We start from the raw sequence: 12,231 nt of genomic DNA, 5'->3' as shown, positions 1-12,231 counted from the left end.
ATATTCAACATGAAAGCGTTTAAAACTTTCTTTTGCCGATATACTTTGCTAAATTTCGCAATGTTGAACGGGCTTTGCTTTTTGGAAGCTCGTCTAATATGTCTAATGCTTTTTGCAAATACCAATCGCTTACTGCATATGATTTTTCAATCGCACCGGATGCTTTGATGCAATCAATAATCTCTTTCATTTCACCGGCCGATGTACCGGGGTGGACGCGTACAATTTTCTGTCTTGCATCGGCATTCTCCATGGCAAACAAAGCAGGCAAGGTAACGTTTCCTTGCAGTAAATCGCTTCCGGCTGGTTTGCCTAACTGCTTTTCTGTACCAATAAAGTCAAGAATATCATCTGTAATTTGAAACGACATACCCACATAATATCCAAATGTATAGAGACGCTCAGCTACTTCTTGGGGAGCGTTTGCAGCGATGGCTCCCAACTGACAGCTTACAGCAATCAGTAGTGCCGTTTTTCGCTTAATACGACGCAAATAACAGCGAAGTGATTGGTCAAAACGATATTTATCTTTAATCTGTTCAATTTCACCGCGGCACACTTCGACAATAGCATGCGCCAAAATGCGATGAGCCACCGGATTTCCTATTCTCGTCATCCGTTCAAGTGAACGCGCAAAAATGTAGTCTCCTGTATACATGGCAAAACGGTTGCTCCACTTCGCTTTGATTGTCTGCCGTCCCCGCCGCAGCTCAGCATCATCAATGACATCATCGTGAACAAGCGAAGCCATATGAATCAGCTCGAGAGCAACAGCCACATGCTTGATTCGCTCAATATCGTATTGCCCAAATTTGCCGCTGAGCAGCACAAAGACTGGGCGAATTCGTTTACCGCCCGCCTGGAGCAAATGAAGAGCGGCTTCGCTCAGCAACGAATAATCGGACTGAATCGCTGCTTCCAGCTCCTTCTCAATCACTTGTAAATCCGCATCCAAAAACGCATACATCGCTTTTAACTTCATTATGTTCACCTTAATCTTTTATAATGCGTCACGGCTTATATCCTAGATGCATGGCAGCTGCGCCAAATGTATACGGCTTGACTTCGATATTGATAAATCCAGCCTTCTCGAACATGCGCGCCAGCTCTTCCATCCCTGGAAAATCTCGTGCTGATTCTTGAAGCCATGAATACTCCTCATAGCTTTTCGCAAAAAGCTTTCCTAACACCGGCATAATAAAGCGGAAATAAAAGTAATACAGCTGGCGAAACCCGATGAGCGTTGGCTGTGATGTTTCTAAACAAACCGCTTTTCCGCCCGGTTTCAGCACGCGGCGCATTTCTTTCAGCACAGTCATATAATCCGGAACATTTCTTAATCCGAATCCGATCGTCACATAGTCAAATGTATTATCGGAAAACGGAAGCTCCATTGCATTCCCGTGGATTAATTCCACATTGTGCAACTGCCGTTCATTCACTTTTTGCTGCCCAATTTGCAACATATTTTGACTAAAATCAAGCCCGTAGACCTTTCCATCCGGACCTACCGCCTCGGCTAAAGCAATGGTCCAATCACCCGTGCCACAGCAAACATCTAGCGCTTTCGTCCCTTTTTGCACCTTCATGCGGTTCATCGTATCTTGGCGCCATTTTAAATGGCGATTAAAGCTGATGACGGAATTCATCCGATCATAATTTTCATAAATTTTTTCAAATACGTGATGAACTCGTTCCTCTTTCGATCGTTGCATCGTCTTACCCTTCTTCCACTGTCTTTTTAACGATGACAGAAAAATTGCTAATAAGCTCAGAAAGCCGTGTTTGCAGCAGTTCGTTGCACTCGAGCTTCATGTTGAGCAGCTCCTCTTTGCAATGCTCAATATAGCGGTTGCAAATATGAGACAAATAATGCTTCTGTTCTTTTGCGATTCCTTTATTTTTTGGAAAAACAATGCTTGCCATCTGATCAAACAAAACCGATGTCCCGTGCTTTATGAGGCGCTCTTTTTCACGGGCGATTCGTTTCAGCAGCAAAAAATAGTAGGCAAATTTTGACCATGACGGTAAGGAGATGTGCTCGCCGATTTTATAAATTAACGACGATTCAATGACGGCAACGCTATGAAACAGCGCTTCGATTCGCGTAATATCCTTTTGGTACAAGCGAATCTTATGTTCATTAATCTCTTTGATGGCTTGAGCAAATACATGAATCATTTCCAAATTGTTCTTTTTGGCTAAATAATCATAATACAGCCCGCTATACAAATCTCCGGCAAGCACCGTCAATTGCCTTGTCTTCAACTCACGATCCTGTTGCTGTGGAAGCGAATTTGTCACTTCATCATGGGTATCAAGGGCGATTTGCACAAGCATCATCGGAACAACGTACCCGTCTATCTCATCAAAAGAAAGATCCGCACTCTCCAGCATTGACAGCGACAATAGAATCCGATCTTCATCAATCACATGAGCAGATATATGCTGCAATAAATACGGATGATGAAGAAAGCGCCCGATTTGTTCTTTTAGAACCGCAATTTTTTTCATGATGTGTTCCAATACGATCACCCTTGCTCCCCAAAATTCATTTTCAATGCATAGCGCATTTAATTATAGCATAAAAATTCGCGAATGGCTCTAGTTTCGATAGAAAAAGGACAACAGAAATGCACGTTCTACCGCTATTTTTTCGCTTCCGAATGAATTTCACCGTGATTTGTCTGAATCAATGCATTTCCTCTGACCTTAATAGCAGATGTATGCTCTGTAAATTGCGCAATTAGCACTTCTCCTTTATCCAGCTTTTCAGAATGGTGAAAGCGCGTATCTGCCCCTCTTGTTAAACCGATGACACTAACGCCGTCCTCCAGCGCTTTAATGACGATATAGTCACTATTATACATCCAATTGCCCCCTTTCAACTTAACGGCAGGTTTACCCTTTTATCAACGACAGAATTTCCGCACGGGCGGTGGAATCCGTTTCAAGCGACCCGCGTACGGCTGTCGTCACCGTTTTTGCTCCAGGCTTTTTCACTCCGCGCATCGTCATACACATATGTTCTGCCTCTACCACAACCATAACACCATGAGGATCCAACGTTTCCACAATTGCATCCGCCACCGTCGCTGTAATCCGCTCTTGAAGCTGTGGACGACGCGCCACTGCCTCAACCGCCCGCGCGAGCTTACTGAGCCCTGTCACCTTTCCACCGCGCGGAATATAAGCAACATGTGCGACACCAAAGAAAGGAACTAAATGATGCTCACACATAGAAAAAAACGGGATGTCTTTGACAAGCACCAATTCTTCATGCTCTTCGCTAAAAACCGTCTGAAAATGCTCTTTAGGGTCCTCATTCAATCCAGAAAACATTTCCGCATACATCTTTGCTACCCGTTTCGGTGTATCTACTAACCCTTCTCGATTAGGATCTTCACCAATCGCTTCTAAAATCAGGCGAACCGCCTGTTCAATTTGCTCATAATTCACATTTGACATCTTGCTCTACATCCTCCTGCATCGCACAAAATCTCTTTGTAAGTGATCCGAACCGAAATGATCAGCCGTCCGCTCATCTTGGAGCGAGAACTTTCTTTCCACATGCAGCGCCCGAAATCAACTGGGCTTTCTTTTTTTCAAAATGAAAAATACCATAAAGACAAACATGATAAATGATTGATATAGCTTATTATGTATAAATGAGGGGGTCCTGTAATCCGATTCTAGCACATATGGGAAAAAAAAAGCAAAAAAAGAAGGGCGACGAAACCGCCTTGCCCTTCTTTCCAGCTCTTTTTATGTAGCAATTACTTTACAGCATCTTTAAGAGCTTTACCTGGTTTGAACGCAGGAACTTTGCTCGCAGGGATTTCCATTTCTTCCCCTGTTTGTGGATTGCGTCCTTTACGAGCTGCGCGCTCACGAACTTCGAAGTTCCCAAAACCGATTAATTGCACTTTATCGCCATTTTTAAGCGCTTCTGTAATGGATTCAAAAACAGCATCGACTGCTTTTGTTGCGTCTTTTTTAGAAAGGCCGCTAGTTTCTGCAACCGCATTGATTAATTCTGTTTTGTTCATGCCATTCACCTCCTCCCAAGGGCTAATCAACATGCTTATTCCATTTGTTCACAATTTCGCGTATTTCTATACGTATCAAGCAATATTAAATTGTCGACATGCCTATCTTAAACGATTCATCGGCATAATTCAACATATTTTCAGCAAATGAATGTAATTTAGTCACATTTCACCAATGAAACTAAGTTTTGCTGATAAAAGATTATCATATGTCTTATTTGTTCGCAAGATGAAACCCTTGTTTTTTCAAGGCTTTTATTTATTTTCTTTCAATAGGGTCCTTCCTCTTCATAAAAATATGGCTATAAAGCCAGCAAAACTCTCTTCCGGCGAAATGGTATACCAAGCTTCTATGCGGCGGACGATCGTCAAAAAAAACGGGAATTCCCCTTTTGAAGACATTATACGGCTAAGTTTATCAAGAAAGTTCGTTCAACAAAAAAAGACCCCGAATCGGAGTCTCGGTTTCTCGTTTTATAAAATAATGGCGATTAATCCTCCAGAACCTTCGTTGATGATGCGTTCAAGCGTTTCTTTTAATTTATAGCGCGCGTTTTCTGGCATTAAAGCGAGCTTCGCTTGAATTCCCTCCCGCACGATGGAGCTAAGTGAACGTCCAAAAATGTCGGAATTCCAAATGGAAAGCGGATCATCTTCAAAATCTTGCATTAAATAACGGACTAGCTCTTCGCTTTGCTTCTCCGTACCAATGATTGGAGCAAATTCTGACTCAACATCCACTTTAATCATATGAATGGATGGAGCAACCGCTTTTAGACGTACACCAAATCGTGAGCCTTGGCGGATGATTTCCGGCTCATCTAAACTCATATCCGAAAGCGCTGGAGCGGCAATGCCATATCCTGTTTGTTTCACCATCTTTAAAGCATCCGCGATTTGGTCATATTCCGCTTTTGCATGCGCAAAATCCTGCATCAGCTGAAGCAAATGATCCTTCCCGCGAATTTCAACGCCAACAACCTCTTTTAGGATTTGGTCATACAGATCATCCGGTGCGTATAAATCGATTTCAGCCACTCCCTGCCCCATTTCAATACCAGCAAGGCTTGCTTTATCAATAAAATCATATTCACCGAACTGTTGCACAACCCGGTCAACATCACGAAGCCTTTTAATATCTTTCACCGTGTCTTTAACGGCTTCTTGGTAGCTTTCACGGAGCCAATGATCTTCACGAAGCACCATGACCCAGCTCGGTAAATTCACATTCACCTCAAGCACCGGAAATTCATATAATGCTTCACGGAGTACGCTGTATACATCTGCTTCGCGCATGCTTTCAACGCTCATGGCCAGCACAGGAATATCATATTTTTCACCAAGCTGCTGGCGGAGCGCTTCCGTTTCCGGATGATGCGGACGGACCGTATTGATAATCATGATAAACGGCTTTCCAACTTCTTTCAGCTCGTTAATCACTCGTTCTTCCGCCTCTACATAGTTTTGCCGCGGAATTTCTCCAATCGTGCCGTCCGTCGTAATCACGACGCCGATCGTTGAGTGTTCTTGAATCACTTTTCTCGTCCCAATCTCCGCTGCTTCTTGAAACGGAATCGGCTCTTCATACCACGGCGTATGAATCATGCGCGGGCCGTTTTCATCTTCATATCCTTTCGCACCTGTTACGGCATATCCGACACAATCAACAAGCCGAATATTGACTTCTAGCCCGTCATCAACGCTTACCTTAACCGCTTGATTGGGTACAAACTTTGGTTCAGTTGTCATGATGGTTTTACCGGCGGCGCTCTGTGGCAGCTCATCTTGTGCGCGTGCCTTATCTGCTTCGGTTCCGATATTCGGAATAACCACAAGCTCCATAAATTTTTTTATAAATGTCGACTTGCCTGTTCTAACAGCTCCGACTACTCCTAAGTAAATATCGCCGCCTGTTCGTTCCGCGATATCTTTGAAAATATCGACTTTTTCCAAATGACTCCCCTCCAGTCTTTGAGTCGTTGTGGCCCTATAGGACACTATATGAATATGATGTTGTCCTATTCATTTATGACTAAAATAAGAAAAAATCCCTTCCCTAGAATGTATTCAGAAGAGAAGGGATCATGACTTATTTCGTTAAAAAAATCGGTTCGTTATGCTCATCGATTGTATAGGGAAGAGAATAAGCCGGAACAAATAAAGAGTTTTTTACTAGCAGATCGCGAATATCATCGCCCGGCTTATATGATGCCTTTGTTTTTTTCAGCATGTCATATAAATCGATCCGGTAATCCACATAAATCTCGCCATTATAATCAATCACAAACGGCAAATTATTTCCGGAAAACGGACTAATCGCATATGGCGGTTCCTTATATCCGAGCTTTTTATAGTCCAGTGTAAACACACCTTTCGCCACCATATTCTTAAATGGCGGATATCCATGGGAATCACGGTACATTTGCAGGCGCAGCTTTAGATCACGGATTTGATCCGCCATCCGCAAATCAAGTAATTTTACTGTTGGATTGGTTTCAGCATCAACAATGACATACTGGAAAATCCCCCCGCTTTCAAACGCATTTCCTGGCGGCTCCTGCATATAGCGTGGAACAAGCATTTGAAAGTCGATCGGATATTTTTGATAAATGGGCGTTTTCATATCTCGTGTTTTAATCGGCAATAGCCCCCCCGTTGCTTGGCGGTACTGATCAACGGCTTGCTGTACACTTGCTACTTGGCTTTCATGCGGAATTTGGTTTTGTTTTAATCGTTCATCCGGATATAAACAGCCGGCTAATAGCAGCACCATGACGCTAGCAATCATCCATCGTAGAGCTAATTTCATCCTAATCTCCATCCTTTTGCCTGTCCATTATTCTGGCGTTGGCCCGCTAAACACAACAAAAATAATAATAATTCCAGCTAAAATCATTAATATGTAAGCTATTAGCGCAAGCACTGCTTTCACGGCCTTGTTTTTTACTTTATAACGGCTGATATAAATCGAAAAAACAGAAATAAACATAAAAACCATCGAAGTAATGGCAATCCACATTTTCGCTAATCCCGGCGACATATTCGTTCCCCCTTTTTTCGACAACTATTATACAAGATTGGCAGCAAACTACGCAAAAAAAACTGAAGTAAAGTGGGGCTCTTTACTTCAGTAGACTAGTACCCTTTGTCCGGAAGTTCAAGTCTATGAATGTTCGTGATATTGTATGCATCGGTCAGCACCATGGCATCATCGAATGCCTATTTTTCTAAAATATTGATTAAATCTTCCATTTCATTCGTTTTCATGCGCGCCATTAATGAATCTGCCCCTTCTTTCGGATCTTTTCCGTTAAACAATACGTCGTAAAGCACCTCAGTAATGGGCATTTTCACATTCAGCTTTTTAGCAAGCTGATGAGCGGCTTTGGTTGTTCTGACTCCTTCGACAACCATTCCCATACTTTGAAGCACTTCATCCAGCGGATTTCCTTTACCGAGTAAATGCCCTGCTCTCCAATTGCGCGAATGCACGCTTGTACACGTAACAATTAAATCGCCAATGCCCGCCAACCCTGAGAAAGTCAACGGATTCGCCCCCAGCGCGCAGCCTAATCGCGCAATTTCCGCAAGCCCTCTTGTAATAAGAGCCGCCTTGGCGTTATCTCCATATCCTAATCCGTCTGTAATCCCAGCGGCAAGGGCGATAATATTTTTTAATGCTCCGCCAATTTCAATCCCGATTAAATCTGGATTCGTATAGACCCGAAAATACTGCGAGTTCATAAATAAATCTTGAACGCGTTCAGCTGCCGTCATATTTTTCGACGAAACGGTTACTGTCGTCGGATGGCGCAGGCTCACTTCCTCCGCATGGCTCGGTCCCGACAACACAACGACATCCTGCAAAAGCGTTCCCATTTCCTCTTCAATAATCTCCGAAATTCGTTTATGTGTATCTGGTTCAATTCCTTTGCTAACCGTTACAATCGTAATCGGTTGTCGCAGACATTGCTTTACTTTTCTGAGCACCTCGCGAATGGCCTTAGTTGGAACAGCCAGTACAGCTGTGTCAATCGCTTCAAGTGCCTCGCTCAAAGAAGAATACCCCGTAATTCCTTCAGGAAGCTGAATTCCCGGCAAATATTTTTCATTTGTCCGCTTTTCGTTAATTTCTTTGATTTGCTCAGGGCGTTGGCCCCATAAACGAACGCTATGGCCATTATCGGCCAGCACCATGGCCAGCGCCGTGCCCCAGCTTCCCGCCCCCAATACCGCAATTTGCTCCACTCTTATCACTTCCTCACCATATTATTTTCTTGGTCTAGCAATTAGTTTAATGGGCGTGCCTTCAAAGCCAAATGCATCCCGAATCCGATTTTCTAAAAAGCGTTCATACGAAAAATGCATCAGTTCTGGATCATTGACAAACACAACAAATGTCGGCGGCTTGACTGCTACTTGGGTGACATAATAAATTTTTAAGCGCTGGCCGTTATGGGTCGGCGTCGGATTCATCGCTACGGCATCCATAATGACTTCGTTTAAGACATTTGTTTGCACGCGCATTGCGTGATTTTCACTAACCGTTTGCACAAGCGGCAACAGTTTATGCAGACGCTGCTTCGTTTTTGCTGATACAAACAAAATCGGAGCATAATCAAGGAATTGGAAATGATCACGAATTTTTCGTTCAAATTCTATGAGCGTTTTATCATCCTTTTCCAGAGCATCCCATTTATTGACGACAATGACAACTCCCCGTCCTGCTTCATGAGCATAGCCGGCAATTTTTTTATCTTGCTCGATGATTCCTTCTTCTGCATTTAATACGACAAGAACGACATCGGATCGTTCAATCGCTTTGAGCGCACGCAAAATACTATATTTTTCAGTGCTTTCGTAAATTTTGCCCCTTTTTCTCATACCGGCTGTATCAATAATGACGTATTCTTGTCCCTCACGCGTAAATGTTGTATCGACAGCATCACGCGTTGTGCCGGCCATATCGCTTACAATGACGCGCTCTTCCCCTAAAATAGCATTTACTAGCGACGATTTCCCGACATTAGGACGGCCAATTAAGCAAAACTTAATGACATCATCCTCATAATCGGATTCAGCTTGCTTAGGAAAATGCTGAGCCACGGCATCCAATAAATCTCCAAGTCCTGTGCCATGCGATCCCGAAATTGGATACGGTTCACCAAATCCAAGAGCATAAAAGTCATAAATCAGATCCCGCATATCCGGGTTGTCGATTTTATTGACAGCCAGCACAACCGGCTTATTGGAGCGATGCAGCATTTTGGCTACCTCTTCATCTGCTGCCGTTACCCCATCGCGACCATTCGTCATAAAGATAATCACATCCGCCTCATCAATTGCAATTTCTGCCTGCTGGCGAATCTGTACTAATAAAGGTTCGTCACCAATATCAATTCCACCTGTATCAATCACATGAAATTTATAATTTAACCATTCAGCACTGCTGTATATCCGATCTCGAGTGACTCCCGGCACATCTTCAACAATCGAAATGCGTTCGCCAGCAATTCGATTAAAAATGGTCGATTTTCCCACATTTGGACGACCAACAATCGCTACTACTGGATTGGCCATTATATCATCCTTTCCTTCATTCTGATTACGGCGACTCAAAAACACAGCTGTTTTATTTTATCAAAAACGATCACACTCAACAATAGAAAGAGCGCTATAACGGTTTATTTCGCTTCATCTGTTTGTGGACCATATCAGCATAAACAGAAATATTTTCCAATGCTGACCATAAGGCCAGACACACACATGAAAGTGATAGTTCATCCAAAAAGGCAAGCGAACCAATCGCATAAGGAAACGAATACGTCTTGATTACGAATGCATACATCATTTCTCCTTGGCAACTTCCAGCAATGATACATAACAATCTTTCTGGAAAATGATGATGCAACATGAGGCAGACAAATGTTAACATGATCGCAACCATCCACGTTTTGTCAATCAGCATCCAGACAGGATCAATCAAAATAAGCAGATGGAAGGCAGCATACACAAATGAAACCATCATCATCGATAGCAACATATAAACAAGCTTCCAGCCACTTTTTTTAGTGATAAAATAATAGGCAATCACAAGAGCGAATAAAAAAGATAAAGTGATAGAAAAAACGCCAATGGTTATATGATAAATAGAAAGCATAATGGAAATAAGCACAGCGGCGGCTAGCATAGTGCGCGCTTTTGTTTTTTTCATTAAAAATGTAGCAAAAATCCAGCATGCCCACGAGCACCAATAAAAATAGAATCCTTCCACATGAATCCTCCCTTCTCTTTCCATTATTTCATGTTTTCTAAAAACCTAACCCCTGTCATCACCTGTATAGACTCGAATCAAAAAAGAAAGAACCATCGAAAATCATTGGCAACCACTGGAAAATCAAATTGCATTTTTTCACATAGCAAACGTGATGTGTCAACAGTTGCTCCAAAACAAGTGGATGATGCGGTAGAGCATCCAAACATGCCGCTTTTAGAGCGCGCAAAAAGTCCATTAAATCTCTATCGCTCGGTCTTTTGTCGCATATTTGCATGGAAGAGTCCCCCCCTCTTTTCCTCACATCGGCATCTTTCCGTCTAAAGTCCGGTTCATTCCATTAGCCAATCGTCTGTAAGTGGTCACCGCGAACAAATCGGATCATGCTCTTTTTTTCACTTTGCTTCTTCAAGCCTGATATCGTTGCATACAAGAAATCAAAACGTGTGAAACTATTCTTGAAGTTTAAGGAGAAAGGGGAGTGTTCTAATGGGAAAGGACCGTCAGGAAAAAAAGCTCAAGCGCTCTGGACGCGTTGAATCTGATCGCGACCAAGCGCTTGAAAACAAGGGGGCGACTCGTCTCGACACACCGGACGAAGCGCAGGAACAAAATCAACATTAACCTCGTCCAATGATCGTTTATGGATACTAAAAATAAAAGCTGACTTTACGAGAAAAGTCAGCTTTTATTTCTTTCGATCTTTTCTATCGCAAACTGTCGTAAGCCTCTCCCGCCTGCACTTCGTTAAGGGGGGAGACTTCTAGGCGCTTGTCAGACAAAAAACATAGCCTATCAAGGTTCGAAACGCAAGATAAAAGCGATTGCCAGCAGGTGAAAATCCGCTTTTTATCTGCGGCTGTATACTTTCGTATCGAATCCTCTTTCATTGAGCCAATGATGTGTTTGCCCATAAATCACAAGCGGAACATGCCGAAGCTCTTCAATGGTTCGAGTGCCTAAAGCCGTCATCAACAGGCAAAAATCTTTGTGCCATTCATGAATAAGCTCCAGTAACGACTCTGTCCCCTGTTCCATCCATACTTTCAAAAATAGCTGTGCAACTCCCACCGCTTGTGCGCCAAGAGCGATCGCTTTTACCGCATCAAAGGCGCTGCGCACTCCCCCGCTTCCAATCACCGACAGAGAGGTGGCGCTTTGTGACACTTCTACAATGGACGCAGCGGTTGAAATTCCCCAATCGTTAAAATAGGATAAGCTGGTCGGGCGCCGATTGTTTTCAATACGAGCAAAATTCGTGCCGCCAAAGCCGCCGACATCGACAATCGTAACACCGATCTCCTCCAGCTTTTGTGCCGTTTCCTTGCTCATGCCAAAGCCAACTTCCTTGACAATAATCGGCACACCGACAGCATGGACCATGCGCTCAATCCGGCGCAAAGCTCCGATAAAGTTGCGGTCACCTTCAGGCATGACCAACTCTTGCACAGAATTTAAGTGAATCTGCAGGCCATTTGCTTCGATCATTTCGACCGCTTGCTTCGCTTCGTCTACTGTCGCTTCACTGCCAATATTCGCAAAAACAACACCTGTTGGATTGATTCGACGAACAATCTCGAAGGACTGCCGCTCTTTTGCATCCTTGACCGCTGCCATCTGGGAACCGACAGCCATGGCAATTCCGCATTCCTTTGCAATTTCAGCTAATCCTTTGTTAATTTCCAGAGTCGGCTGTCCCCCTCCTCCTGTCATCGCATTGACAAAAAGAGGCGAACTTAATGAAAGTTCACCTAAAGTCGTGCTCAAATTCACATCATTTGTACCTATATCAGGCAGGCTTTGATGAACAAATACAATGTCATCGAATCCTGCTTCTCTTTTTTGTTCAAGATTTAGCGCATGCACAATGTGCTCTAGCTTCCGTCTGCCTCTTTCCACTGGCATTCA

At 43.3% G+C, this 12,231-nt stretch carries 14 protein-coding genes; 1 reads left to right on the top strand and 13 read right to left on the bottom strand.

The window, feature by feature from the left end; all coding sequences use genetic code 11:
* Positions 1-19 precede the first annotated feature (19 nt).
* The 12 genes from hepT to B6A27_RS14035 all read right to left on the bottom strand — a co-directional run bounded on the left by hepT (position 20) and on the right by B6A27_RS14035 (position 10,323).
* Positions 20-982: a heptaprenyl diphosphate synthase component II gene (hepT, locus tag B6A27_RS14090; RefSeq protein WP_080862398.1), complete on the bottom strand. Its 963-nt coding sequence runs from the start codon at positions 980-982 to the stop codon at positions 20-22.
* Positions 983-1,010: 28 nt separating this feature from the next.
* A complete protein-coding gene (locus tag B6A27_RS14085) occupies positions 1,011-1,715 on the bottom strand; it encodes a demethylmenaquinone methyltransferase (protein ID WP_066145455.1) in 705 nt (234 codons plus the stop codon).
* A gap of 4 nt (positions 1,716-1,719) precedes the next feature.
* Positions 1,720-2,535, bottom strand: a complete 816-nt coding sequence (locus tag B6A27_RS14080) for a heptaprenyl diphosphate synthase component 1 (protein WP_080862397.1) — start codon at positions 2,533-2,535, stop codon at positions 1,720-1,722.
* Between the two features lie 113 nt (positions 2,536-2,648).
* Positions 2,649-2,870: a trp RNA-binding attenuation protein MtrB gene (mtrB, locus tag B6A27_RS14075; protein WP_044742249.1), complete on the bottom strand. Its 222-nt coding sequence runs from the start codon at positions 2,868-2,870 to the stop codon at positions 2,649-2,651.
* A gap of 31 nt (positions 2,871-2,901) precedes the next feature.
* On the bottom strand, positions 2,902-3,468 hold the full coding sequence (folE, locus tag B6A27_RS14070) for a GTP cyclohydrolase I FolE (protein WP_044742248.1): 567 nt from the start codon (positions 3,466-3,468) through the stop codon (positions 2,902-2,904).
* A 308-nt stretch (positions 3,469-3,776) separates the two neighbouring features.
* Entirely contained in the window at positions 3,777-4,049 is a 273-nt protein-coding gene (locus tag B6A27_RS14065) for an HU family DNA-binding protein (protein ID WP_149917072.1), read from the bottom strand.
* A gap of 474 nt (positions 4,050-4,523) precedes the next feature.
* Positions 4,524-6,002 (bottom strand): stage IV sporulation protein A, encoded by a 1,479-nt coding sequence (spoIVA, locus tag B6A27_RS14060; RefSeq protein WP_044742246.1) that lies wholly within the window; start codon positions 6,000-6,002, stop codon positions 4,524-4,526.
* Positions 6,003-6,138: 136 nt separating this feature from the next.
* Positions 6,139-6,858: a hypothetical protein gene (locus B6A27_RS14055; protein WP_044742245.1), complete on the bottom strand. Its 720-nt coding sequence runs from the start codon at positions 6,856-6,858 to the stop codon at positions 6,139-6,141.
* A 27-nt stretch (positions 6,859-6,885) separates the two neighbouring features.
* Positions 6,886-7,089 carry a DUF2768 domain-containing protein gene (locus tag B6A27_RS14050; protein WP_044742244.1) on the bottom strand — a complete coding sequence of 68 codons (204 nt, stop codon included), beginning with the start codon at positions 7,087-7,089 and terminating at the stop codon, positions 6,886-6,888.
* A gap of 179 nt (positions 7,090-7,268) precedes the next feature.
* Complete coding sequence (locus tag B6A27_RS14045; protein ID WP_066145460.1) at positions 7,269-8,297, bottom strand: NAD(P)H-dependent glycerol-3-phosphate dehydrogenase; 1,029 nt, start codon at positions 8,295-8,297, stop codon at positions 7,269-7,271.
* Positions 8,298-8,318: 21 nt separating this feature from the next.
* Positions 8,319-9,629, bottom strand: coding sequence for a ribosome biogenesis GTPase Der (gene der / locus B6A27_RS14040; RefSeq protein ID WP_066145463.1), 1,311 nt, complete (start codon positions 9,627-9,629; stop codon positions 8,319-8,321).
* Between the two features lie 94 nt (positions 9,630-9,723).
* The gene (locus B6A27_RS14035) at positions 9,724-10,323 is read right to left on the bottom strand and encodes a YphA family membrane protein (protein WP_066145465.1); all 600 of its coding nucleotides are present in this window, start codon (positions 10,321-10,323) and stop codon (positions 9,724-9,726) included.
* Between the two features lie 489 nt (positions 10,324-10,812).
* On the opposite strand from B6A27_RS14035, the gene B6A27_RS14025 reads away from it, so the two are divergent.
* On the top strand, positions 10,813-10,947 hold the full coding sequence (locus B6A27_RS14025; protein WP_080862395.1) for a YpzI family protein: 135 nt from the start codon (positions 10,813-10,815) through the stop codon (positions 10,945-10,947).
* Between the two features lie 225 nt (positions 10,948-11,172).
* Here B6A27_RS14025 and fni read toward each other — a convergent pair whose 3' ends face one another.
* On the bottom strand, positions 11,173-12,222 hold the full coding sequence (fni, locus tag B6A27_RS14020; RefSeq protein WP_080862394.1) for a type 2 isopentenyl-diphosphate Delta-isomerase: 1,050 nt from the start codon (positions 12,220-12,222) through the stop codon (positions 11,173-11,175).
* Between the last annotated feature and the right edge of the window lie 9 nt (positions 12,223-12,231).

Source organism: Anoxybacillus sp. UARK-01 (assembly GCF_002075365.1).
GTDB classification, from domain to species: domain Bacteria; phylum Bacillota; class Bacilli; order Bacillales; family Anoxybacillaceae; genus Anoxybacteroides; species Anoxybacteroides rupiense.
The sequence above is the reverse complement of the archived record's forward strand: the minus strand, read 5'-3'. Positions and strand labels throughout refer to the sequence as shown.

Excerpts from the sequence above, each read along its gene's own strand:
- hepT (WP_080862398.1), bottom strand. The coding sequence starts at position 982 with ATGAAGTTAAAAGCGATGTATGCGTTTTTGGATGCGGATTTACAAGTG.
- B6A27_RS14085 (WP_066145455.1), bottom strand. The coding sequence starts at position 1,715 with ATGCAACGATCGAAAGAGGAACGAGTTCATCACGTATTTGAAAAAATT.
- mtrB (WP_044742249.1), bottom strand. The coding sequence starts at position 2,870 with ATGTATAATAGTGACTATATCGTCATTAAAGCGCTGGAGGACGGCGTT.
- folE (WP_044742248.1), bottom strand. The coding sequence starts at position 3,468 with ATGTCAAATGTGAATTATGAGCAAATTGAACAGGCGGTTCGCCTGATT.
- B6A27_RS14065 (WP_149917072.1), bottom strand. The coding sequence starts at position 4,049 with ATGAACAAAACAGAATTAATCAATGCGGTTGCAGAAACTAGCGGCCTT.
- B6A27_RS14055 (WP_044742245.1), bottom strand. The coding sequence starts at position 6,858 with ATGAAATTAGCTCTACGATGGATGATTGCTAGCGTCATGGTGCTGCTA.
- B6A27_RS14050 (WP_044742244.1), bottom strand. The coding sequence starts at position 7,089 with ATGTCGCCGGGATTAGCGAAAATGTGGATTGCCATTACTTCGATGGTT.
- der (WP_066145463.1), bottom strand. The coding sequence starts at position 9,629 with ATGGCCAATCCAGTAGTAGCGATTGTTGGTCGTCCAAATGTGGGAAAA.
- B6A27_RS14025 (WP_080862395.1), top strand. The coding sequence starts at position 10,813 with ATGGGAAAGGACCGTCAGGAAAAAAAGCTCAAGCGCTCTGGACGCGTT.